The sequence below is a fragment of the Vibrio aquaticus genome (assembly GCF_003970385.1).
Taxonomy (GTDB): Bacteria; Pseudomonadota; Gammaproteobacteria; order Enterobacterales; family Vibrionaceae; genus Vibrio; species Vibrio aquaticus.
On the sequence record NZ_RXZH01000001.1, the window covers coordinates 586,047 to 610,110 of the forward strand.

Consider the following 24,064-nt stretch of genomic DNA (forward strand, 5'->3'; position numbering starts at 1 on the left):
AATTATCTAACCGAAAAATTGTGCACACTATATCATTGAGCCCTTACCCTAGCTAGCGTCTGACCGTGACTATCTGTTGAATAATGAACAATTCAATAAGTTAGCCAAGTGGTTCCATAGTGCGAAATTCACACTAACAATGAAAAAGAATGACGATTATGTGAACAAACAGTCTCAATCTAGGAAAAAATTGTGATGAATTTCAATTTTTTCTAGCTTTTTTTATGCATTTAAGGAATAATCCGCCCCCTTATATCGACGCTGCAACATTGATGTTCACTACATTGCGCCGCAACGATATTTTTATGTCCCTAGCGGCTTGATGCGATTTACGACTTATCCGCATCTGAACGGATCTCAGCAAATATCTGGATTGGTATTGGAATTGGTAGAGCTCGTGGGACCTTTTATTGACTTATATACAGTAGGATCCCAATGACAGATTCTGTAATTCAGTTCAGCGATCTAGCGCTTAACGACTCTATCCTTTCAGCTCTTGATGGTATGGGTTTTGTTTCACCAACTCCAATTCAGGCTGCTGCTATCCCGCACCTATTGGCTGGTAAAGACGCACTAGGTAAAGCTCAAACTGGTACTGGTAAAACGGCTGCTTTCTCTCTACCTCTTCTTAACAAAATCGATCTTGGCCAACGTAAGCCTCAAGCTATCGTTCTTGCACCAACTCGCGAACTAGCGATTCAGGTAGCAGCAGAAGTTAAGAACCTAGGTAAAAACATCGCTGGCCTTAAAGTGCTAGAGATCTACGGTGGTGCTTCTATCGTTGATCAAATGCGCGCTCTTAAAAACGGTGCTCACATCGTTGTAGGTACTCCAGGCCGTGTTCAAGACCTTATCAACCGTGACCGTCTACACCTAGACGAAGTACACACATTCGTTCTAGACGAAGCTGATGAAATGCTAAACATGGGCTTTGTTGACGACGTAACAGAGATCATGGAGCACGCTCCTTCTTCTGCACAACGTGTACTATTCTCTGCAACTATGCCTCCAATGCTTAAGAACATTGTTGAGCGCTTCCTACGTGATCCAGAAACGATCGACGTTGCAGGTAAAAACCACACAGTAGACAAAGTAGAACAGCAGTTCTGGGTTGTTAAAGGTGTAGAAAAAGACGAAGCAATGTCTCGTCTTCTAGAAACGGAAGAAACTGACGCGTCAATCGTATTCGTACGTACTCGTCAAGACACTGAGCGTCTAGCTGATTGGCTATCTGCACGCGGCTTCAAAGCGTCAGCACTACACGGTGATATTCCTCAGTCTCTACGTGAGCGTACTGTTGATCACATCAAACAAGGTGTTATCGATATCCTAGTTGCAACTGACGTTGTAGCACGTGGCCTTGACGTTCCACGTATTACTCACGTATTCAACTACGACATCCCATTCGATGTTGAATCTTACATCCACCGTATCGGTCGTACAGGTCGTGCTGGACGTAAAGGTAAAGCGATCCTTCTAGTTCGTACAAACCAACTGCGTATGCTTCGCACTATCGAGCGTGTAACTAAGTCATCAATGGAAGAAATCCAACTTCCACACCGTGACAAAGTAGCAGAAGCTCGTCTAGCTAAGCTTGGTGCTGAACTAGAAACTGAAAAAGAACATAAAGCACTAGAGAAATTCTCTGAGCTAGTTGAAAAACTACAAGAGTCTCTAGAGCTAGACGCTGCAACGCTAGCAGCAATCCTGCTTAAGCGTCAGCAAGGTAAGCGCCCATTATTCTACATTGGCGAAGACCCAATGATTGAAGCAATTGAGCGTGACAAGCAACGTCGTAAAGAACGTCGTGATCGTGATGGTGGCCGTGACGGCGCTCGTCGTGAAGGTGGTCGCAGCTTCAATACTCAAGATTGGGATACTTACCAACTGCAAGTTGGCCGTGAGCAAGGCGTTCAAGTTAAAGACATCGTTGGCGCACTAGCAAACGAACTTGGTCTAACGAAAGGTTCTATCGGTGCTATTAAACTAGCTCAAGGTGAAACTTACGTTCAGCTACCAAAAGCAATGTCTTCTGAAACGGCTGGCAAGCTACAAAAACTACGTATTCGTCAGAAGCAAGTTGACGCTGTAGTATGTGACTTCAACGATTTCCGCGAACCACGCCGTGATGGCGGTCGTCGTGATGGTGGTCGCCGTGACGGTGGTCGTCGCGATGGTGGTTACCGTGGTAACCGTGATGGCAACCGTGAAGGTGGCTACCGTGGCAACCGTGAAGGCGGTCGTGATGGTAACCGCGAAGGTGGCTACCGTGGCAACCGTGAAGGCGGTCGTGATGGTAACCGTGAAGGCGGCCGTCGTGATGGCGAGCGTCGCTTCGACCGTAACCGTGGTGGCGATCACCGTGGTAACCACCGTGGCGAACGTGGCCATGGTCGCGGTAACCGCAGCGAAGGTTAATTCCTGAATCAAGAAAAAAGGGTACGCATTGCGTACCCTTTTTTTGTCTGTTGCTTAGGATTAAAAAAAGCCGCTTGAAATAAGCGGCTATCAAGCTAAGCGACTAGTTCTTTTTGCCAAAGATATACTTGTCCATCAACGTCACCATACGACCGATCTCTGGTTTCGTAATCGTATCGTTAGCGCCCAAGGCTAATGCTTTGGCACGGTTGTCGTCACTCATCAGTGAAGAGAACATCACAATAGGCATCGTCGAATAAGCTTCACTTTCTCGCAGGCGTTTTACTAAATGCATGCCGTCCATGCGTGGCATTTCAACGTCTGTCACCACACCATCGATAAGTTCACTAACAGGAAGATTCTCCTCTTTTGCCACCTCGATAAGGTTCATCAGCTTCTCGTGCGCTTCGCCACCATCTTTACACGCAATGACGTTGTAACCCGAAGAGGTCAACGTATCTTGAATCATCGAGCGGATAAACGCAGAATCATCCACAACCATCACCGTCTTAGCATTGCGCTTAGTGACCATGCGTTGGTTCAAATCAACACTTTTATCGAGCGTGACATCGTATTTCTCCATGCTGAGCTCAGGGTTGATGTCAGCAATGATCTTCTCGAAGTCGAGGATCATGATCAAGTTGCCATCTTTACGAACCACGGCAACGACACAATCTTGTTCACCGGCTTCTAAAAATTGGCTTGGCGATTCAACATCATTCCATGAAATACGATGAATACGGCTGATTGAGTCGATCAAAAAGCCATTAGTCATGTTGTTAAAATCCGTCACGATAACAAACTTACGATCCAAATCTTTGCTCGTCGGCACACCTAACCAACCCGCAAGATCCACCAGCGGCGTTAGGATATCTCGTGATGAAAATACCCCAATCATGTGCGGTTGAGCATTCGGATAATCGGTGGTGTCTGGTACTTGAATCACTTCACGTACTTTCGCGACGTTGATGCCGTAATAACAGGTTTTCTTACTGCCATCAGGCATCTGTTTGACCAGATGAAACTCGATAATTTCTAGCTCATTCGTACCACTTTCTGTCAGTATCGTACTGCTTGATACACTCATATTTTCTTTTTGCCTACGCTAAACTTTCGGGGTATACACCTTTGTAACGGCTATTGAGTCGTTTGTAAATTTCATTTGCATCAGTTACCCGATGTTGTGATTCACTCAACAACTCATCACTCTAATCAATCGGTTTCCAATGTTCCGGAGGCGTCATACTCCACCGCTCCATTGCCGACGTTGAATAGATCGCTTTCCCCTGATTACCTATTTGAATCGGAATGCTTCGTGCCGATTCACCATTGATTATTCTGTTGACCAAGGTCCCAGCCATCACGCCCTGGCTGTTGCCAAATAATACCACGCCACCGGCTGCTTTATCACTCGCAACCGCGAAGTCCCAGAACGCAAAAACGGGCAGTTCTGAGTTTTGATGAGTCCATCTAATCACATCGTCTGCTGGAACGTTGTTTCCTTCACTATCAATGAGCGTCTGATAAAGGCCAACAATGAGGACTGAAAAGTTCTCTTCCGCCGCGGATACAATGTTTTGCCGCCACTCTTGCTTAGTTGCGGCTGACACGATCTCTATTTCCACGCCGAGATTGTGTTTTATCATTGAATATTGTCGCTCAATGTATTGCCGCGCGATGGTGGACGTCACCCCAGAATCAAACATGATGCGAACCTTCATCTCTTTATCGGATAAAAAACGTTTCAGCTCACCGATGGTTTTGACAAATAACGGGCGCTCTAAAACGCCGGTCACCTTTGCCTGACCTTGATGATTCTTAAATACTTCTCTAGGGTTCGAGTTAATCCCTAAGAACACAACAGATATCGGGTCATCGTATATCATCGGCCACATATACTTAAGCGCGTTGTCATCGCCGAGAATAACAACATCAGGCTTCAGTTCAATGTACTTAACAAACGCAAGCTCCGCCATTTTTTCATATTCAGACGGTGGTACTCGCTTGGTATCCATCTGATAAGTTTCAAGCTCTATACCTTGCTGCAAAGTATCTTTGATTCCTTGAACATAGCTCTTATCCCATTCAAATTCTGAATGGTAACTTTCGATGAGAAAGACCTTGGCGCCCAAGACCGGAAATGAGAACAGCAATAACATCATCGCCCATCGCATAATCGTTCCCTCTTTGAGTTGATTCCCGCCATTTAGTCAACCATTCCATGATCTACCTACTCAGGCATGCTTCTTAAGGACTAGCTATACTAAAAGTCATCGTCCTTTAATAGTAGGTCAATATGAGTCGCACGAAGCAGTTTGAAGACGGTATTCACAATCCTTTCTACAGCAGAGTTGGACGCCGAATCATTCTGATCATGATTTTGCTTAGTGGTGCGGTGACGTTACTGACGACTTTATTGCAACTCTCTTGGGACTATCGAGAACAGTTTGACTCAATCGATCAGCGTCAGTTGGAGATACGCGATGTTCATTCGCCTTTACTCTCTGCCTCGCTGTGGACGTTTGATTTGGTTGTCTTGCAACAAAGGCTCGATGGATTAGTGAACTTGCCTCGGATTGCCTATTTAAAGATTATCTCTGATGGCTATGTATTTGAAGCAGGCACGAAAGTCACCGAGAGTGTCGTACAATCCACATACCCTCTATTATTTCAACACCCCGACTCATCAAGCGTGGAACAAGTCGGTCAGATATACGTCGAATCAAATGCGCAAGATGTCTACGACTACTTGATACGCCAGTTCATTTACACCTTGTTGCTCAATTTGGTTCGTACGCTCTTTGTCTGCAGCATCGTGTTGGTGGTGTTCCACCGCAGTATCAACCAACGTATTTTTGCTATCGCCCAATACTTGCGAGGGTACAACCCACGTCATCCTGCCAAGGCCATCGAGCTGCCTCACTCACTTTGGTTATCTGAAAAAGACGATGAGCTTGATTGGTTAGGGGAAGAAACCAACAAAATTACCACCAATGTCTCTTTGCTGTATCAAAATATTCGCCAAGAGCAACTGCGACTCAATGATTTTGCACTGGTGTCATCTGATTGGCTATGGGAAACCGATAATCAAGGTCGGTTGACTTATTGTTCTGAACACATGCGAGTCTCACTGCGGATTAACGTAAGTGATAAGCCTTATTTCAATCAAGTGGACGCGTTAAAAGACTGCACTGACCTACATCGGCACCTACTTCGCCACTCTGATTTCTACCGCTGTGAAGAACAAATCACCTTAGACTGCATTACTCACTATCTGATGTTTCAGGGCCTTGCCCACTTTGACGAGGATAAATTTCTTGGCTTTCGCGGCTCGGCCATCAATATTACCGAGCTCAAAATAGCCCAATTGAATTTGCAGGAACTGAACCAAAACTTAGAGCACACCATTGCAGTGCGTACCGCGGATTTAAAGCAAAGCATGGCGCAATTGCAAAAAGCCCAAGAGCAGTTGGTAGAGCAAGAAAAGCTGGCGGCACTCGGGGGGCTAGTCGCCGGTGTCGCCCATGAAGTGAATACGCCACTGGGCATCGCGGTAACGGCGACGTCAGTAATACGAGAGGCGACAAAAGACCTGCATACCGCATTCAATGATCAAACACTGACAAGCGTTCAGTTCGAAGAGAAAATCCAACAATTGGCCGATGGAAGTGCCATGCTTGAAACCAATTTGGCACGTGCGGCCAAGCTAATTCGAGACTTTAAGCAAACAGCGGTGGATCAAGTCTCCGAAAGCCGTAGTCAATTTGTCATCGCTCACACATTAGAAGCGCTAATTGCGAGCCTGCATCCAGAAACGAGGAAGATTCCCGTAACGCCGATTATTCAAGGCGATGAGACGTTGCAAATGAACAGTCTGCCTGGCGTCATTACTCAAATCATCTCTAACCTAGTCTTAAATAGCGTCATTCATGCCTTCTCAGATAACGATGAACCTACGATCTTGATTTCCTTTCACCAATCAGAAACTAATATCGTCTTTGAGTACACCGACAATGGCTGCGGTGTCGCACCAGACCTTCACCATAAAATCTTCGAGCCCTTTTACACCACAAGGCGCGGAAAAGGAGGATCGGGGCTTGGGTTAAACTTAGTGTTTAATCTGATCAAACAAAAGCTAAAAGGCGACCTAACCTTCGATTCCGAACTGGGTAAAGGCATAAAACTCGTTATCACCGTACCTAAAGATCTTCCATACGATGGCTAAGGCGATCATGAGAGCTGCAAGCTAGTCAGGTAACGACTCTCTAATATCGACAAACTCTTGCCACTGATCCAGTAGCAGATCCACCAGCTTAGGTTCAAAGTGGCAGCCACTTTGCGCGGCAATCTCATTGCGAATGTCTTCTTCACTCCAAGGTTCTTTATAGCTGCGCTTCGAACCTAGGGCATCAAACACATCCGCAAGCGCAGCAATTCTGCCTGAAATTGGAATACTCTCTCCGGCTAAACCGTTTGGGTAACCACTGCCATCCCACTTTTCATGATGATGACCCGCGATCTCTTTGGCGACTAAGATCAAGCGACGTTTCGACTTACTCAAGATATCCACACCATAATCGACGTGCTTTTTCATCTCTTCCCACTCTTCAGCGGTCAACTTGCCCGGCTTATGTAAAATGGAGTCAGGCACAGCGACTTTGCCCACATCGTGCAATGGTGCTGCCAGTTTAAGCATTAAGACTTGCTCATCTTCTAACCCATAGAGCATACCTAGCCGTTCACAGATCAAGGCCACACGTTGCACATGAGCGCCCGTCTCTTTACTCCGAGCTTCTACTGCATTCGCTAAGTTATAGACTAGCTCTTTGGAGGTCTCTTTTATGTCGAGTAAGAGGCTGAGATTTTCAAACGTTAGTCCAATATTGTGCATGTAGATTTCTAACAGCTGAACATCAAGTTCATCCAGCTCACGGTTAAAATTCACATACAAAATACTGTCGACGCCTTGGTGATCATGACTATGCAAAACAAAGGCATCACCAAAGTTTTTGGAACGCTGCTCCTCGATGGCTTGACGACAACGGGAGGCAACAACATTGGGTAATTTCTCAAGGGCGCACTCGCTGTAGCAATCAACATAATCGCCAGAAGCCGCCAGCGTTAGTGAACGTGACTCTTCCCCTTGTGGACGAGGTTTAACAACACAATAGAACGCCGATTCTTCGAGCTGTAATAGCGAAGTGAGCTGTTCCAATACTGAGCTGGCATAGGCACGAAGGGTGGTTGTATTTTGAACTTTGGCGGACGATTCGATGACTTTGCGAAGTCCGTTTTTTTGCGCTTCGATTAACTTGAGATCTCGGTACGAGCGAAGCATGGAATAGAGGACCGTTTTGAGCTTTTGGGTGGTGAGATCGGTTTTTTCTTTGTAGTCATCAATTTCATACTCACGGATGACACTGTCTTCTGGCGCTTGTCCTGCTTGGCCCGTTCGCAGCACTAAACGAATCACTCGGTTGTTCAGTTCTTCTCGAATAAAGCGAACCAAATCTAGCCCCGCGTGCTCGGTTTCCATCACCACATCAACCAACGCTAAAGCAATATCGTTGTGCCGCTGGCAAAGCTCTCGGGCCTCAGAGCCAGAATACGCCGAAATTAGCTCCAACTTTCTCTTGTCAAATTCAAACCCAGACAAAGCTAAGCGGGTGACTTGGTGCATTTGCTCATCATCATCGACCAACAAGACCTTCCAGCCCTGTCGAACGGTTTGGTCGCGTTGTGTATCCGTGTTAACGCTTTCTTCTTGAGAGCGATGATCTGCAAATAAATCCATCATCACGCTGCCTAAACTTTTGTTGTACCTAACTTAGGTTTAGCACAAGCATCAACAGTCTGCTCAGTTAGCTGTTACGCCACGTAGATTACGCACTTTGCTTGTAGATAACGCGGTTGCGACCTTCATTTTTCCCTTGATACAATGCTTCATCCGCCTCGGCAAATAAGTCATTGTTATGGCTCAACTGTTCAGCTTTTATTGGGCCAACTGCCCCTACCGTAATACTGGCCGCTATATCACCGAACTTTGTTTCGATTGGCTGGCCTGCGATAGCCTGTCTGATGTTATCTAAATCCGATTTTTGCTTTGAAGAGTAAGGGACTAAACAAGTGAACTCTTCCCCTCCCCAACGAATAATATGACTGCCTTCGGGCGCAGCAGCTTGTAAGCGGTTTGCCGTTTCAACCAATACATCATCGCCGACATCATGGCCGTACGTATCATTGATTGATTTAAACTTGTCGAGATCAACCACCGCTAGCGTATATAAGCTTTCATTATCTGCTTGTTCTTTTGCCCACTGCTCGTAATAGCGTCGATTTTTCAATCCCGTCAGAGGATCAGTAGTAGAGATTGCCGACAACTCTCTATTTTTGCGCACATACTCAATTGAGCGATAAGCCATAAAGATCAGTAATCCGATGCACACAACAGACATCAACAATAACACTCGGTTACGCAGTTTCTGCTTTTCCATCGAGAGCTCGTCTAAACGCGATTGGGCATCAAGTAAATCACGTTCTTGCACCAGTTGTTTGTTAGCGAACTTCTCTTCAACCAAATAGAGTTCGCTCTGGCGACGGTCGAACAGCAGTTCTTTCTCATTTTGGTAATAGCGCTTATACATATCGAGTGCCAACGTTGCATTACCTTGCTTGTCATAAGCATCAGACAAAAACCGGTACACAGCGATGAGCCAGTTTCTTGCGCCCATTGTTTCGAAAAACTGCTGAGATTCTTGGCCTAATGAGACGGCTTTTTCTGTATCGCCCATGCTAAGAGCAATCTCTGCTTGCAGTAACAAACATTGCGCATGCTCACTTGGAAACGACTCCGATTCACTTCCCTCTGTACACGTCATTGCCGTGGCTAGCGCTTTTTCTAAGTTGCCCTCAGCCTTCTCTGCATAAGCTAGAGCTTTTGTTGCAATTAACTTTTGCCGAGTTGGGGATGCATCATTCAAGTAGCTGATCAAATTGTCATACGCAATTCGTGCCTCGACAGGTTCATTCAACCGGTAATGGACATAGACAAGATTGCCATACAGGATCAGTGGCACACCATTCTCGACCAAGTTGCTGCGTAAATATGATTCAAGCGATCGATCAAAAAAGCGCTTGGCTTGTTGCCATTCTTCAAGTTGAACGTAAAGAAAGCCCATATTGCTAAGAAGCTTACTGTTATAAATATGTTCAGGGTAGCGCTTGCCTAGCTCGATGCCTTTATGGAAATAGTTCTGAGCACTGACGTAATCACTGATCTCATTGTGAAGCGCGCCTGCCGTGTTGTAGATTTTAACCAGCAGGTTCTCATATCGAATCCGCTTAGCGATCTCCTTCGCTTTAAGAATCTTCTCTAGGCCAAGCTTTGGCTCTCCATGCTTCGCATGCTCAATACTTTGCTCAACCAAAGCACTGGCTAAGATCCACTCTATGTTTTCTTTTTCAGCAAGGTCCAACAGCAATTGATTGTAATAGGTCACTTTTTCATTGTTTTGCATGTGCAATGACACATTGACCATGATCATGTATCGATACGCGGTTTCAATCGGTTCTTCCAAACGCCAAAGTTGAGAGTGCTGTATGCTCAGTCGAGCCATTGCCTGTTTGGGTTTGCTTCGTGAAAGGTCTCGCAGCTCCACCAGCTCTCGGCCGTAATCGGTTTTGGCGACGAATGTATCGGGTTCAAATGGCTCCAACGGCTCAGAAATAACGGGCGCTTGCTCGCTACCAGAGAAGGGGCGAAACAGATAAAGAGATAGGAAAAAGAAGGCAACTATTGCAATCGACAACAGTTTAAAGAATCTAGACACAGACAACTATCTTACAAATACAGAACAAGAACCCGTAATTATAAAACAGACCCAGACGAACAACAATACGCCATACTTATTAATATTAAACTTGTTGGACAGTCGCACGCTCAACTAAGGTTGGTTCAAGCTGCACGATTTGAGCATCGCTGCTGTGACCATCTATCTTATTCAACAGGGCTTCTACCGCCGCTTTACCCAAACGGTATTTAGGTTGATGAATAGTCGTCAACGATGGCGTCATAAATTTCGCGATATGGATGTCGTCATAGCCGATAACAGAGAGGTCTTGAGGAATACGAATGCCCTTTTCATGCGCGGCATTAATCACCCCCATCGCCATCATGTCGTTACAAACGAAAATCGCGCTAGGTAACTTACCTTTCGCGTGCATTCGATTGAAAGCATCGTAACCGCCTTCCGATTCAAAGTCAGACTCGACAATCCAATCGGCATTGAACGTGAGCCCCTTTTCATTAAGAGCACGTTTATAGCCCTCATAACGCATTTGCGCTTGGTGCTTAACTAACGGGCCGGTAATACAGCCAATTTCAGTATGACCACACTCGATAAGGTGTTTAGCGGCAAGGTAGCCGCCACGGAGGGAGTTGTCCTGAATCTTATCGCTGGTAAACAGCATCGGGCCCCAGTCCATCACCACAACAGGAATATCTGGGTATTGCTCAAACACATCAATGCGCTCTCCTTCAAGGGATGAGCACATTAAAATTAAACCGTCGACGCGCTTTTGCAATAGGGTGTCAATCGAATCACGCATACGGGCATTGTCCCCTTCTGTATTACACAGAATCAGGTTGTAGCCTTGGTGATAACAACTGCGTTCTACCCCTTTCACGACTTCACCAAAGAATGGGTTAGTCGACGTGGTGACGAGCATACCGATGGTCTTGGTGCGATTGACTTTGAGGCTGCGCGCCAACGCAGAAGGACGATAGTTAAGCTCTCGGGCTGCGTTATTGACTCGTTCCGAGATCGCTTCACTCACGAAGCGAGACTTGTTAATGACATGGCTAACCGTTGAAGTGGATACTCCGGCTAATTTCGCAATATCTTTCATCGTTGCCATATCATTCTCTCCTTATGATGACGAGCGTCGAACTCGGTTAACTCTGCTGCTGTAAGAATGCGTCCACTTCCGCACGGGTCGGGATCGATGTTTGAGCACCGAAACGAGTGACGGAAATCGCCGCTGCGGCATGAGCAAACTTAATCGCTGATTCTAAAGGTAAATCTTCCAGTAAACCAGTGACTAACGCCCCATTAAACGTATCTCCTGCTGCGGTTGTATCTGTTGCTTCCACTCTAAAGCCAGGAATCAACTCTCCGCGACCGTTTTGGCTTAGCCACACGCCTTTCGCACCCAAGGTGATCATTACGATCTCAATCCCTTTATGGTGCAGTACATTGGCCGCTTCTTGTGCGGTGTCATTGTCTGTCACTGTAATGCCCGTCAACACTTCCGCTTCGGTTTCATTTGGCGTGATCACATCGACACAAGCAAGCAGTGAGTCTGGTAGCTCGCGCGCAGGTGCCGGGTTCAAGATAACGTTAGTTTTTGATTCTTTCGCGATTGTTGCCGCTTTCTCGATGCCACACATCGGCGTTTCAAGCTGCATCAAAAGATATTTTGCTTGGCGGATACGTTCTAAATCGGGCTCGATGGCACTTTCCGTCAGCTTGGCGTTCGCCTCAGCAGAAATACAGATACTGTTCTCACCACTGTCAGACACTTGAATCATGGCGATCCCTGTCGGGCAGTTTGGCTGCATTTTTACACCCGCGATGTTGATATTGTCCATCTTGAAGCTTTCACGAATGTTAATACCGAAGGCATCATCACCCACACAAGCAATAAAACCAATGTCTGCGTTCAATCTTGCCGCAGCGACCGCTTGGTTCGCCCCTTTACCACCAGGAATAACTTGGTAATTTCGACCATGTAACGTCTCGCCAGGGCGAGGAAATGAAGGCACTTGAAGAACATGGTCAGCGTTAACACTACCTAAAACCACTAACTTATTCATACGGTTATCCTCGGCTCAATTCAGCCTTTATATTATTTGAACAGGAGTAATAAGTTTGCATTCTCGAATGACGCTTAAAAACGCAAACTTATGTGCCCTCCTCCTCGCACGACAGATAAATGCGAGAAGGAAGGCAAGTGTCTTACTTAGTGATCACTTTCAGTGGTACTGGGATGTATTGTTCAACCGATGCACCTTTCAGTACTTTGTCTGCGGTTTCAATGCCGAGCGCACCAATAAGATTTGGCTGCTGTGCAATTGTTGCTGACAGCTTGCCACGGTTAACCGCTGCGATACCGTCATCAGTGCCATCAAAGCCAACGATCATCACGTCTTTACCTGAAGCTTGAACGGCGCGCAGCGCACCTAATGCCATTTCATCGTTTTGCGCAAATACCGCTTGTACGTCAGGGTTTGCTGCCAAGAGGTTTTCCATCACGTTTAGACCTTTAGTACGGTCAAAATCCGCAGGTTGGCTAGCAAGTACATTCATTTCGCTGCCTTTTACTGCGTTCATGAAACCTTCGCCACGCTCACGTGCTGCCGACGTACCTGCGATGCCTTCTAGTTGGATAACTTTCGCTTTCATGCCCACTTTTTCAACAATGAAGTTACCCGCCATTTCACCACCAACCACGTTGTCTGATGCAATGTGACTGACGACTTCACCACGACTAGCACCACGGTCAAGTGTTAGCACAGGGATGTTAGAGCGGTTTGCCATGCGAATCGCATTCGACACGGCATCGGAATCCGTTGGGTTAATCAGGATCGCTTTTACGCCACGAATCGTCAGATCTTCAATGTTTGATAGCTCTTTGCTTGGGTCATTTTGTGAGTCCAGAACAATCAAGTCATAGCCTAACTCTTGCGCTTTTGCTTCCGCACCATCTTTCATCGTTACAAAAAATGGGTTGTTCAGCGTAGACAGTACGATTGCCATCGTATCTTGCGCTTGTGCTGAAACAGAAACGGTTGAAGAAAGGAGTGCAGCAGAGATTAAAGTTGCGAGTTTTTTCATTGTGTTAGTCCTTTGTGTAGGGTGGGTCAAGTCGTTGCCTGACCCTTTTCGTTATCAATTACTTGTTTTTGTTGTCTACCAGTACCGCAAGAAGAATTACCACTGCTTTTGCGATCATTTGATAGTAAGAGGAAACATCGAGTAGGTTTAACGCGTTGTTTAGGAAGCCGATGATCAATGCACCAATCAATGTGCCCATGATTCGACCTTTACCACCCATTAAGCTGGTGCCGCCTAAAACCACCGCAGCGATAGCATCTAACTCATAGCCCATACCTGCTGTCGGCTGTGCTGACGACAAACGAGACGTTACGATGATGCCGGCCAAGGCTGCTAGAAGACCACAGATGGCGTATACACCAATCTTCACGCGGTCAACGTTAATGCCAGACAAGCGAGTCGCTGATTCATTGCCACCTAGAGCATAAACGTAGCGACCAAAACGAGTGTGGTTAAGTACGTACCAAACCGAAGCGAATACAATCACCATTAGCCATACCGGAACAGGAATACCCAGTGCGTAACCCGTACCGAACCATGCGAATGCATCTGCAGTGTCAGTAAAACCCGTAGAGATTGGTCGACCATCGGTATAAACCATGGTTACACCGCGCAACAGCGTCATCGTCACAAGTGTTGCGATAAAGGCTTGAACCTTGCCCTTAGCGATAATAATGCCGCTAATCGCACCCAAGGCCGCACCAGCAAACAACGCCGTTGGTACTGCGATCAGAACAGGCACTTCCATCGCAATTAAACTTGCGGCAAATGCGCCACAAAGAGCCAGCACAGAGCCAACACTGAGATCGATACCTGCGGTTAAAATAACCAGCGTCATACCGACTGCGATAATCGCGTTAACCGAGGTCTGGCGCAGAATGTTGAGAATGTTGTCGACAGTGAAAAAGTTAGGATTTAAAAACGACACGACAACAATCAAGAACAACAACGCAATCAGCGATTTTTGTTCAATCAGCCACTCTTTGCTAAGCAGTTTTTTATTGTGTGAATCCGTTGGTTTGCTCATGGTATTGGTACTCATGCTGCTTCCTCGTTAATCTTTTTGCCTACAGCGCAGGCGAGTAGTTTTTCTTGGTCGGCGTCTTTGGCATCGAACTCGCCGCTGATACGACCTTCGTGCATGACGAGAATACGGTCGCTCATGCCAAGCACTTCTGGCATTTCAGAAGAGACTAAAATAATGCTCATGCCATCGGCTTTGAATTTGTTGATCAGTTGGTAAATCTCTTTCTTCGCACCCACATCGACACCACGAGTTGGCTCATCGAGAATGAGAACCTTCGGTTTGGTCATCAGTCCTTTTGCAATGGCGACTTTCTGCTGATTACCGCCCGATAAGTTGCCAATGATTTGATCGCGTGTCGGGGTTTTGATGTTGAACAGTTTGATGAAGTCTTCAACCGCCATCACCTCTTCACCATGTTGGATTCGACCGCCTTTTGTTAACTTGTCTAGAGCACATAACGACATATTCTCTTTAACCGATAGGCCAAGTACTAAGCCATCACCTTTACGGTCTTCAGAGATATAAGCGATGCCATTAGCAAGGCCATCTTGTGGGCTAACCGGGTTAATGGTTTTATTGTCGAGATTAATAACACCGCGTTCACTTGGCAGCGCACCATAAATCACTTTCATCAACTCTGTACGGCCCGCCCCCATCAAACCGGAGATACCTAGGATCTCTCCTCGCTTAAGAGTGAAGCTGACATCCTGAACGCCAGAGCCAGTGAGGCCAATGACTTCAAGGCAAGTATCACCGTGAGTAACATCAATACGAGGGTATTGCTCATCAAGCTTACGGCCAACCATCATTTCAATCAGGCCATCTTCATCGGTATCTGCCACCGCACATTGACCAATAAATTTGCCATCACGTAGAACGGTAATGTCATCACAAATTTCAAAGATCTCTTTTAAGCGGTGAGAGATATAAACGATGCCACAGCCTTGATCACGAAGCTCATTGATCACCTTAAACAGAGATTCGGTTTCGGTATCCGTCAGAGCATCGGTCGGTTCATCCATGATGATGACTTTAGATTCAAACGAGAGCGCTTTGGCAATTTCAACCATTTGCTGTTCACCAAGACTTAAATCGCCAAGAAGTGTTTTTGAGCTGTGTTTTACGTTCAAACGAGTCAGCAATTTATCCGCCTCGTCATACATCTTGCCCCACTGAATGCCGCCAAACCCGTTGGTAAATTCACGGCCAAGGTAAATGTTCTCCGCGATGGTTAGCTCGGGAATCAAGTTAAGCTCTTGGTGAATAATGCTGATCCCCGCTTGCTGAGAATCTCTTGGGCCTTTAAATGCGGCAGGTTCACCTTGATAGTGAATCGAACCCGCGTCCATGGTGTAAATGCCAGTGAGCACTTTCATCAAAGTCGATTTGCCCGCACCGTTTTCTCCCATGAGTGCCATGACACGGCCCGGATAAACATTGAGACTTGCTTTATCCAGAGCCTTTACGCCCGGAAACGCTTTTTCAATCGAACTCAGCTGTAAGATGGCTTGAGTCATAATCATTCCTTTCCGTTCCAGAGGTTAAAAAACCACACCAGCTTGAAAAATGACGTTCGCATAAGGCGTGCATTCGCCAGTACGGACCACCGCGCGACTTTGCTTGGTACGAGCTTTGAACGCTTCATGGGATACGTAAGTCACTGCTATCGATTTGCCCGAGGCTTCACTTTCCGCATTTAACTGATTGATCAGAGCTTCATGGTGCTCAGGACTCACCGTGGCAAACTCTTCTGCAATGATCACCCCTTCGATTTGAGATTCACTGAGGATCACTTTTACAGTCTCGAGAAAAGATGGCACACCATGGGTTAACGCCAAATCTATCCGCTGAACTTCTTCCGGAATAGGCAAACCGGCATCACAAATGGTGATTTCATCGGTATGGCCAAGCGTGGCAACTAGGTAAGAGAGTTCAGAGTTAATTAGGGTACTTTTTTTCATTATTCGACCTGTCAATTAGACGTTTCACCATCCGCGAGCTCTGTATCATCAGCCAACATTCATTGTTGATAAAACACTCATCGAAACGTTTCGATAGAATAATAAACATTCGATAAAGAATTACGATCTGGCATTTTATAGAGTGTGAATTTGATCCTCTTTCGCTTCTGTTCAAACAAGTACTCAGTGATTCAGCTCACTCTATCGAAACGTTTCGATGGAGTAATTATTAGAAGCTTTTAACGATTTTCCTACACACTCGCGTGACTTTTTTCGGTATAGTTGCTGCAAATGATGTAGGGATCCAATATGAAAAAAGTAACATTCGCACTCTTCGCTCTTCTCGCGTTATCTGCTTGTAAAGATGAAGTAGGCACGCAGGGCTGGTGTGACAACAAAGCTGAGTCAGCCAAAAGTGAGTGGAGTGCTCAAGACGCGTTAGACTTTGCTAAGCATTGTGTATTGCAAGATGCGGTAGGAAGCGAATCATGGTGTACGGATTTAAAAGACAAACCAAAAGGTGACTGGAGCGCGAACGAAGCCACCAGCTTTGCCAAACACTGCGTATTTTAAAGCCACTTGTCACCCATCAAAAATGAAAAAGGTCTAGCAATCGCTAGACCTTTTTTATCTATTCTCAGCGTTAACGTCGTAGGCTAAACACGCTCTTCCAAGGAGATGTTGTTGTTTGCCCACAGCAGGGCTTGTAAGCGGTTTTTCGCGTTGATCTTCTTGAAGATATTATGCAGATGCGTTTTCACCGTATTTTCACTCACAAACAATTCATCGGCAATTTGCACATTAGACGCACCATGCCCGAGCAGCTTCATGATCTCTTTCTCACGCTTGGTTAAATTGGCATAAGCCTGAGAGGTCGTCACCGTATTCGCACAGCGGAAATGTTCAATGTAGTCTTGTGCCACTTTGCGCGAAAGCCACATCTCATCGTTCATGATCTTGTCCATTCCCTTCAATAGCAATGAAATATCATCATCAACATAGAATACACCAACTAGATTACGCCACTTAAACAGTTGGCTTGATGGAGCATCATTTGGGCAATTGAAGACAATTTCTTTAATTGTGGCATCACTTTGCATTTTTGCCGTGTTATAGGCTTCAAATTTGCCATCATCTAAATAATGAAAATCGATCAGCACCAATTCATCGATTGTCTTCCCATTCAGCTCATACGCTTTCAGAGCTTCTGATGACACAATATTTACCTGAATAGGTAAGCCTTTTTCCAACGAGTCTTTAAGCAGCTTAGATTGCATGCTGACATCAGAAATAAGAGTAATTGGGTAAACATTGCCTTGAGTCATAACAAAAGCCTCTGCGTTATCGGGTTGATGACTTAAAACTATCGTTTAGACGCAAATAGTCAACAAGCTGTTTACAAGTTAGGCAATTAGACTCTATGGAACTTGGTTATTATTCATTGGGTTAGCGGCCATTTCTTAATTATGAGAAAGAGGATAACTAACGCGTTGCATCCGCTCATGCAACCAATATCTCACTAAAAGTATGAGAAGCAAAGCTAGTGCTATCGATAGGTTTATGCTGCCTCCGCCGCCACCACCCTCAGTGGAGTTTGCCTGTAAAGTACTACCAGAATCAGTATTGACCAGACTGCGAGTACTCCCCGAAGTCACGACATACGCTTTCGGATCTTCTTGACCATTAATTACTCGATTGATCCACGCTTGATAATCATAGACATCAGTAAACACTGACGTCACCGTAATACCGGGATCACCACATACCGAAGGGCCAAAGCTAGTGATGCCGACTTGAATATAGGTACTACCGTTATACCAATAGACTGGCCCACCTGAGTCACCCGAACAGGTTGAATTTCGATAACCACCTTGCAGAGCTCCCGAGAAACACAAGTGCTTTGACGTCAGTTTGCTGCCGTAGATAGCTTGGCAACTGGCGGTACTCATGTAGTCCAAGTCCGTATCAAGTAAGCGTGTCCCACCTCGAACATTGCCCTCTATATACCCATGACCCACCGCTTCAAACGCATCAGCACCGCTAAAGTTATTGTTCCTTGTGCTATTCAATAACGAGCTGTAATCAGGATTTGAGAGCGTGGTTTCTAATTCAATAATCGCAATATCATCTCGCCATAATTCCGAGGACGAATCAACATAGGTGTCGGGGTAGTAAAATGCCTTCGCACGCGCTTGCTCAGAAGACAGGAAGTTACTTTCGTCTTCTAACTGGGGCGCAACAACGGTGTTGAGCATTAAGTCGTTGTCGCCGTATATACAGTGGGCAGCGGTCAATACGTACTTGTTATTGATCATCGTCGCACCGCAAAAAGACGACGTGCTGTAGACGTTGTTGTTACGATAGAACAGGCTTGCGAAAGACGGGTAGTTGGCAAGATTGGCGTTACTGCCATTGACGATATAGGGCTGTATTTCTATTGCGGAACCCGACAACGAATACAAAGCTAAGCAGAAAAAACAGTACAACTTCGGCATAGTATAAAATCCTTTTATCACCACACCTAAGTTTAGTTTAATTTTTCAGATTTTATAGATAAGTTTGCTCTAACTAATTCTATTTTCTACTTCTTTTCCAACCGAGCAACGCTAAGCACCCCATAACAAGTCCCCCCAATGAGCCACCACCGCTACTGGAAGGCGTCGAGATGCCTAACGCTGCATTTCTATCCGAGTCTGAAACAGTCACCTTCGGTGTTTCTGATCCACTCAATACTGAGCTTATCCAGTTTCGGTGTTTTGTCAGTGCAACTTCGGTAAATACGGAGTTGGCGGTGACAGCCGGATCCCCACAGGTTCCTGGACCAAAACTGGTGATGCCTACCTGCTCACCGTTCCAATAAAGTGGACCGCCAGAATCACCCTGACAGGTTGCGTTGTCGTACACTACGGTGGCAGCCCCATCCATACACAAATTTTCACTGGCATCGACCGTGTATATTGCGTCACAGGTGGCATTATTAACCCAGCTTAATTGGGTTCGCTGCAGTTCATCGGTCGCATCGACGTTGCTTTGAGTGTTGCCATGACCCACGGCATAAAAGACTTCAGCCACCTGACGATAGGTACTACGATCGCCATTTTCAGCAAGATCGACATAAGTATTTACCGCAGTTACAGGGCTGGCTAACTTGAGGATGGCAATATCGTCATAGAGCGTGGTGTTATTATAGGTACTTGGGTAGTAGTACTCATTGACCATGACACGCTGTAAAACTGAATTAGGGAAATCCGTTTCATTTTGTAGTTGGGGCACAATTGAGGTAAAGAGCTGATAGTTGCTGTCACCATAAATACAGTGAGCCGCGGTCAGCACGTGTTGGTTATCAAGCAACGTCCCTCCACAGTAAGGACCGCTACCATAGGCCCCATCGTAATCGATACGGTCATAGAATAAACTGACAAAATCAGGATAGGCAGACGCACTAATGTTTGTGCCGTTGACAATGTAAGGCGTCACTTCCACACCGACTGCATGGCTTGCCCACAACGAAGCCATCAAAAGAGAAATACGTTTCATGACTACTACCTCTACTGCATCCATTTACCTCTGATTTCTTCTAATACGAAAAAACCTCTCCTAAGAGAGGTTTTAGCACATTAATTTAATCTTCGTGGTGAAAATTAACCGCGGTAGTACCTTTGTGGAACAAACGGCATTTTTTCAACTGTCATTGGTAATTTCTTACCACGTACTTCAGCAAACAGCTCTGTTCCTACTGCCATTAAATCGGCACGCACGTACGCCATAGAAACTGGTTTGCCTGCATTCGGGCCCGCTGTACCACTGGTTACGATGCCCACTTTATTATCATCTGCATCAAACAGTTCCGTACCTTCACGCACTGGCGCTTTGGTTTGACCCACTAGACCAACACGTTTACGCGTTACATCTTTTGTCTCAATTTGCTTAAGGATGATATCCGCACCAGGGAAACCACCTTCACGTTCACCGCCAATACGGCGAATTTTTTGAATGCCCCAAAGCAGGCTTGCTTCTACTGGAGTCGTCGTTGTATCAAGATCGTGACCGTATAGACATAGACCACATTCAAGACGAAGTGAATCTCGCGCACCTAAGCCAATCCACTCTACTTCCGCTTCTGCGGTAAGTTTTTGCGCTAACTCTTCTGCGTGTGAGTTCGGTACAGAAATTTCGTAGCCATCTTCACCCGTATAACCACTGCGGCTAACAATACATTCAACACCTAGAATATTAAGCTTTTTCACATCCATGAAGACCATGTCAGTCACTTGAGCGTTGAAGCGTTTAAGCACGTCTACCGCTTTAGGGCCTTGAAGGGCAAGCAGCGCGCGATCATCAATAACTTCTAGTTCTACGCCAGATGGCAGGTGCGCCTCAAGGTGGCTAATGTCTTGTTCTTTACATGCTGCGTTAACAACAACGAACAAGTGATCATCAAGGTTAGCAACCATCAAATCATCCATGATGCCGCCTTCTTCATTAGTGAAAAAAGCATAACGCTGATTGCCTTTTGGTAGGTCGATAATATCTACAGGAACCAAAGACTCAAGAAACGCAGCCGCACCTTCACCGTGTAGGCGCAGTTGGCCCATGTGTGATACATCAAAAAGGCCCGCCGCATCACGAGTATGCAAATGCTCTTTCTTTACACCAAGTTTGTATTGAACAGGCATGTCGTAGCCAGCAAATGGGACCATCTTTGCGCCAGCTTCTACGTGAAGCGCATGCAAAGGGGTTTTGAGTAGTTCTTGAGTCATCATTGTCTCCGTTTTATCAGGTTCGTTTTCCATACAGGAAACCTTGTTTCCAATAATAAACACGAGTGGAGAGATTTTGCACGATTAACAAAGAGGGAACAGTTTAAAATGTGATGTTTAACATCATATTCACATCACCTCTATTCAAATAGAAACGCCGCCTTAGTGATAATTCACCTAAGGCGGCGCTATTGTACTCATCCAAAAACAAAAAGCAAACGTTTGCTTTTCGTATAAGAAAATCGGTTAATTGAGCGTTTATTTTGCCGTCACCCACAAAATGTGTGCATCGTCGTCACTCGTTGAGATGAGCATGTGCCCCATATTGGCGTCATAATATACACTGTCGCCCTCGTTCATTTCTACCGGCTCATAGAACTCCGAGTAGAATCGAACCGAACCAGAAAGGATCAAAAGGAACTCTTCCCCATCGTGGCGAACCCAGTCTCCATACTCTTCAAAGTTACGCGCATGCACTTGGCTTTTGAACGGCATCATTTTCTTATTGGAAAGTTGAGTGGCCAGTAGTTCGTGCTCATACGTTGGCGTTGGGTGTGGCTTACCCTGACCTGATCGGGTCAAGTCTCGGCGGCCTGTCGCTACTTTTTTTCTAGGCGGCTCAAAGAGTTGCGGCATATCAATCTGCAAGCCCATTGCCAATTTTTGCATTGCTTGAAAAGTAGGAGAGATCTGTTCGTTCTCAATTTTACTCAATGTCGAGCGAGCTAATCCTGTGCGCTGACTTGCCTCTTCCAACGTAATTCCTAGCTTGCCACGGATTTTCTTAATACGCTCACCCAGCTTTAATGGCTCGATGTTTTCGTCCGTGGACTCTTTCGACAATGTGAGTGATGGATACTCATCAAAGATATCTTCGGGCATGCTTTCCCTCTTCTGCTCTGGCTACTTCCTGTACTTTTCATTGTGCACGAAGCATTTAATAGAAAAAAGGGATGAACAAGAAATAAACCGTGCTCTTGGTAACAAAAACAGAAACCTTGTTTCCAATAGGAAATTTTTGGTTGATTGTTCCTTACACAAGCGCTATGTTACCAACTTGTTAGTTGTAGAGATGTTATTTCCGAAGCCAATCGTTGACTGATTTAACAATTGGGTTCGTTTTTTCCCCACACTTTTGGGGCATGGAAATTCACCCTGCTTTTAGAGAAAGAGCAGTAATAAACAAGAAACTGGCGAGTACCAATACCCTACATAATAAACTCGCTGGCACGAATGGAAGGTCATCTACCATGAACAAACCGTTTCAAAACCACAGCCTAGAGAACTTTTTCTCTACTAACCTTGCTGCGACAGACGATGCTGTATTTGCTGGCATCCAAGCTGAAAACACACGTCAAAACGAACAAATTGAGCTTATCGCTTCTGAGAACATTGTTTCTAAAGCGGTAATGCAAGCCCAAGGCACCTGCTTAACGAACAAGTACGCAGAAGGTTATCCGGGTCGTCGTTACTACGGCGGCTGTGAGCATGTTGATACGGTAGAAGCGATTGCAATCGAACGTGCTAAACAATTATTTAAGTGTGAATACGCAAACGTTCAACCACACTCTGGCGCACAAGCAAACGGTGCGGTGAAACTGGCACTGCTTCAACCAGGTGACACTATTTTAGGTATGTCTCTAGACGCTGGCGGTCACTTAACTCACGGCGCTCGCCCTGCTCTTTCTGGTAAATGGTTTAACGCCGTTCAATACGGTGTTGATCGTGAAACACTCGAAATCAACTACGACGACGTTCGTGAATTGGCACTAGAGCATAAGCCTAAAATGATCATTGCAGGTGGTAGTGCAATTCCACGTACTATCGACTTTGCTAAGTTCCGCGAAATCGCAGACGAAGTAGACGCAATCTTGATGGTCGATATGGCGCACATTGCTGGTCTTATCGCGACAGGTGCGCACCCTAGCCCGCTTCCTCACGCTCACGTTGTGACAACAACAACACACAAAACATTGCGCGGTCCTCGTGGCGGCATGATCCTGACCAACCACGAAGATATCAATAAAAAGATTAACTCTGCGGTCTTCCCAGGCCTTCAAGGTGGTCCACTAATGCACGTTATCGCGGCGAAAGCTGTGGCGTTCGGTGAAGCATTAGGCCCTGAATTTTCAACTTATATCGATTCAGTGATCGATAACGCAAAAGTTCTAGCGGAAGTATTGCAAACTCGCGGATGCGACATTGTGACTGGCGGAACCGATACCCACCTAATGCTGGTTGACCTTCGCCCGAAAGGCTTAAAAGGTAACAAAGCAGAAGAAGCACTAGAACGTGCAGGGATCACATGTAACAAAAACGGCATCCCATTCGATTCTGAGAAGCCTATGATTACATCGGGCATTCGTCTAGGGACACCGGCAGGCACAAGCCGCGGCTTTGGCGCTGAAGAATTCAAACTCATCGGTAACTGGATTGGCGATGTGCTAGATGGGCTTGTAGAAAACCCAGAAGGCAACGCAGAAGTAGAGCAACGTGTTCGCAAAGAAGTGAAGACGCTGTGTAGTCGCTTCCCACTTTACCAATAAACAATTTAAACAAAGTTATTTTTGGAGATTAAGCAATGGATAAAACACTGAAGTTTGCAGATAGCCACGAGTGGGTACGTGACAACGGTGACGGTACGGTAACAATCGGTATTTCAGAGCACGCTCAAGAAATGCTAGGTGACGTAGTATTCGTTGACCTACCGGAAACAGAAGACGAAATCGAAGCGGGTGAAAGCTTCTCACTGGTTGAGTCTGTAAAAGCAGCGTCTGACATCTATGCACCTATCACTGGTGAAATCGTTGAAATCAACGAAGAGCTAGAAGATAGCCCAGAGCTAATCAACGAAGAACCTTATGAAGGCGGTTGGATTGTTAAAGTGAAGATGTCTGACGCATCTGAACTAGACAACCTAAAAGACGCAGAAGAGTACCTAAACTCAATCGAAGACGAGTAATTAGGAAGACATAGGAAGGCTGCCCTGTTTCAGAGGCAGCT

The 24,064-nt window shown here is 45.8% G+C and carries 20 protein-coding genes; 5 read left to right on the top strand and 15 right to left on the bottom strand.

Annotated elements, in window-relative coordinates:
• Window positions 1-435: 435 nt before the first annotated feature.
• Window positions 436-2,418: a DEAD/DEAH box helicase gene (locus EJ063_RS02445; protein WP_126572417.1), complete on the top strand. Its 1,983-nt coding sequence runs from the start codon at window positions 436-438 to the stop codon at window positions 2,416-2,418.
• Between the two features lie 103 nt (window positions 2,419-2,521).
• Here the strand turns inward: EJ063_RS02445 and EJ063_RS02450 are convergent, their stop codons facing one another.
• Window positions 2,522-3,505, bottom strand: a complete 984-nt coding sequence (locus EJ063_RS02450) for a chemotaxis protein (RefSeq protein WP_126572418.1) — start codon at window positions 3,503-3,505, stop codon at window positions 2,522-2,524.
• A gap of 121 nt (window positions 3,506-3,626) precedes the next feature.
• On the bottom strand, window positions 3,627-4,592 hold the full coding sequence (locus tag EJ063_RS02455; RefSeq protein WP_126572419.1) for an ABC transporter substrate-binding protein: 966 nt from the start codon (window positions 4,590-4,592) through the stop codon (window positions 3,627-3,629).
• A 122-nt stretch (window positions 4,593-4,714) separates the two neighbouring features.
• Between EJ063_RS02455 and EJ063_RS02460 the strand changes: the two genes are divergently transcribed.
• Entirely contained in the window at window positions 4,715-6,643 is a 1,929-nt protein-coding gene (locus EJ063_RS02460; RefSeq protein WP_126572420.1) for a sensor histidine kinase, read from the top strand.
• A 21-nt stretch (window positions 6,644-6,664) separates the two neighbouring features.
• Here EJ063_RS02460 and EJ063_RS02465 read toward each other — a convergent pair whose 3' ends face one another.
• The 8 genes from EJ063_RS02465 to rbsD all read right to left on the bottom strand — a co-directional run bounded on the left by EJ063_RS02465 (window position 6,665) and on the right by rbsD (window position 16,301).
• Window positions 6,665-8,212, bottom strand: a complete 1,548-nt coding sequence (locus tag EJ063_RS02465) for a DUF3369 domain-containing protein (protein ID WP_126573095.1) — start codon at window positions 8,210-8,212, stop codon at window positions 6,665-6,667.
• Window positions 8,213-8,300: 88 nt separating this feature from the next.
• Window positions 8,301-10,247, bottom strand: coding sequence for a tetratricopeptide repeat-containing diguanylate cyclase (locus EJ063_RS02470; protein ID WP_126572421.1), 1,947 nt, complete (start codon window positions 10,245-10,247; stop codon window positions 8,301-8,303).
• Window positions 10,248-10,332: 85 nt separating this feature from the next.
• Complete coding sequence (locus EJ063_RS02475; protein ID WP_126572422.1) at window positions 10,333-11,334, bottom strand: substrate-binding domain-containing protein; 1,002 nt, start codon at window positions 11,332-11,334, stop codon at window positions 10,333-10,335.
• Window positions 11,335-11,371: 37 nt separating this feature from the next.
• Window positions 11,372-12,292 (bottom strand): ribokinase, encoded by a 921-nt coding sequence (gene rbsK / locus EJ063_RS02480; RefSeq protein ID WP_126572423.1) that lies wholly within the window; start codon window positions 12,290-12,292, stop codon window positions 11,372-11,374.
• 142 nt (window positions 12,293-12,434) lie between these two features.
• The gene (gene rbsB / locus EJ063_RS02485; RefSeq protein ID WP_126572424.1) at window positions 12,435-13,313 is read right to left on the bottom strand and encodes a ribose ABC transporter substrate-binding protein RbsB; all 879 of its coding nucleotides are present in this window, start codon (window positions 13,311-13,313) and stop codon (window positions 12,435-12,437) included.
• A gap of 58 nt (window positions 13,314-13,371) precedes the next feature.
• Complete coding sequence (gene rbsC / locus EJ063_RS02490; RefSeq protein ID WP_126572425.1) at window positions 13,372-14,355, bottom strand: ribose ABC transporter permease; 984 nt, start codon at window positions 14,353-14,355, stop codon at window positions 13,372-13,374.
• On the bottom strand, window positions 14,352-15,857 hold the full coding sequence (gene rbsA / locus EJ063_RS02495; protein ID WP_126572426.1) for a ribose ABC transporter ATP-binding protein RbsA: 1,506 nt from the start codon (window positions 15,855-15,857) through the stop codon (window positions 14,352-14,354). The genes rbsC and rbsA overlap by 4 nt, the downstream gene beginning before the upstream one ends.
• A gap of 24 nt (window positions 15,858-15,881) precedes the next feature.
• The gene (rbsD, locus tag EJ063_RS02500) at window positions 15,882-16,301 is read right to left on the bottom strand and encodes a D-ribose pyranase (protein ID WP_126572427.1); all 420 of its coding nucleotides are present in this window, start codon (window positions 16,299-16,301) and stop codon (window positions 15,882-15,884) included.
• Between the two features lie 309 nt (window positions 16,302-16,610).
• On the opposite strand from rbsD, the gene EJ063_RS02505 reads away from it, so the two are divergent.
• Window positions 16,611-16,874, top strand: a complete 264-nt coding sequence (locus EJ063_RS02505) for a DUF3012 domain-containing protein (protein ID WP_126572428.1) — start codon at window positions 16,611-16,613, stop codon at window positions 16,872-16,874.
• Between the two features lie 83 nt (window positions 16,875-16,957).
• On the opposite strand, the gene EJ063_RS02510 is transcribed toward EJ063_RS02505, so the two are convergent.
• The 5 genes from EJ063_RS02510 to EJ063_RS02530 form a co-directional block, all read right to left on the bottom strand.
• Window positions 16,958-17,626: a LuxR C-terminal-related transcriptional regulator gene (locus tag EJ063_RS02510; RefSeq protein WP_126572429.1), complete on the bottom strand. Its 669-nt coding sequence runs from the start codon at window positions 17,624-17,626 to the stop codon at window positions 16,958-16,960.
• Between the two features lie 135 nt (window positions 17,627-17,761).
• On the bottom strand, window positions 17,762-18,796 hold the full coding sequence (locus EJ063_RS02515) for a S1 family peptidase (protein WP_126572430.1): 1,035 nt from the start codon (window positions 18,794-18,796) through the stop codon (window positions 17,762-17,764).
• A 79-nt stretch (window positions 18,797-18,875) separates the two neighbouring features.
• Window positions 18,876-19,838: a S1 family peptidase gene (locus EJ063_RS02520; RefSeq protein WP_126572431.1), complete on the bottom strand. Its 963-nt coding sequence runs from the start codon at window positions 19,836-19,838 to the stop codon at window positions 18,876-18,878.
• Between the two features lie 104 nt (window positions 19,839-19,942).
• Window positions 19,943-21,061, bottom strand: a complete 1,119-nt coding sequence (gene gcvT / locus EJ063_RS02525; RefSeq protein ID WP_126573096.1) for a glycine cleavage system aminomethyltransferase GcvT — start codon at window positions 21,059-21,061, stop codon at window positions 19,943-19,945.
• A gap of 258 nt (window positions 21,062-21,319) precedes the next feature.
• Window positions 21,320-21,943: a helix-turn-helix domain-containing protein gene (locus tag EJ063_RS02530; RefSeq protein ID WP_126572432.1), complete on the bottom strand. Its 624-nt coding sequence runs from the start codon at window positions 21,941-21,943 to the stop codon at window positions 21,320-21,322.
• Between the two features lie 368 nt (window positions 21,944-22,311).
• Between EJ063_RS02530 and EJ063_RS02535 the strand changes: the two genes are divergently transcribed.
• Both EJ063_RS02535 and gcvH read left to right on the top strand, forming a co-directional pair.
• Complete coding sequence (locus EJ063_RS02535; protein WP_126572433.1) at window positions 22,312-23,607, top strand: serine hydroxymethyltransferase; 1,296 nt, start codon at window positions 22,312-22,314, stop codon at window positions 23,605-23,607.
• A gap of 35 nt (window positions 23,608-23,642) precedes the next feature.
• Window positions 23,643-24,023: a glycine cleavage system protein GcvH gene (gene gcvH, locus EJ063_RS02540; protein ID WP_126572434.1), complete on the top strand. Its 381-nt coding sequence runs from the start codon at window positions 23,643-23,645 to the stop codon at window positions 24,021-24,023.
• The last annotated feature ends 41 nt before the right edge of the window (window positions 24,024-24,064 follow it).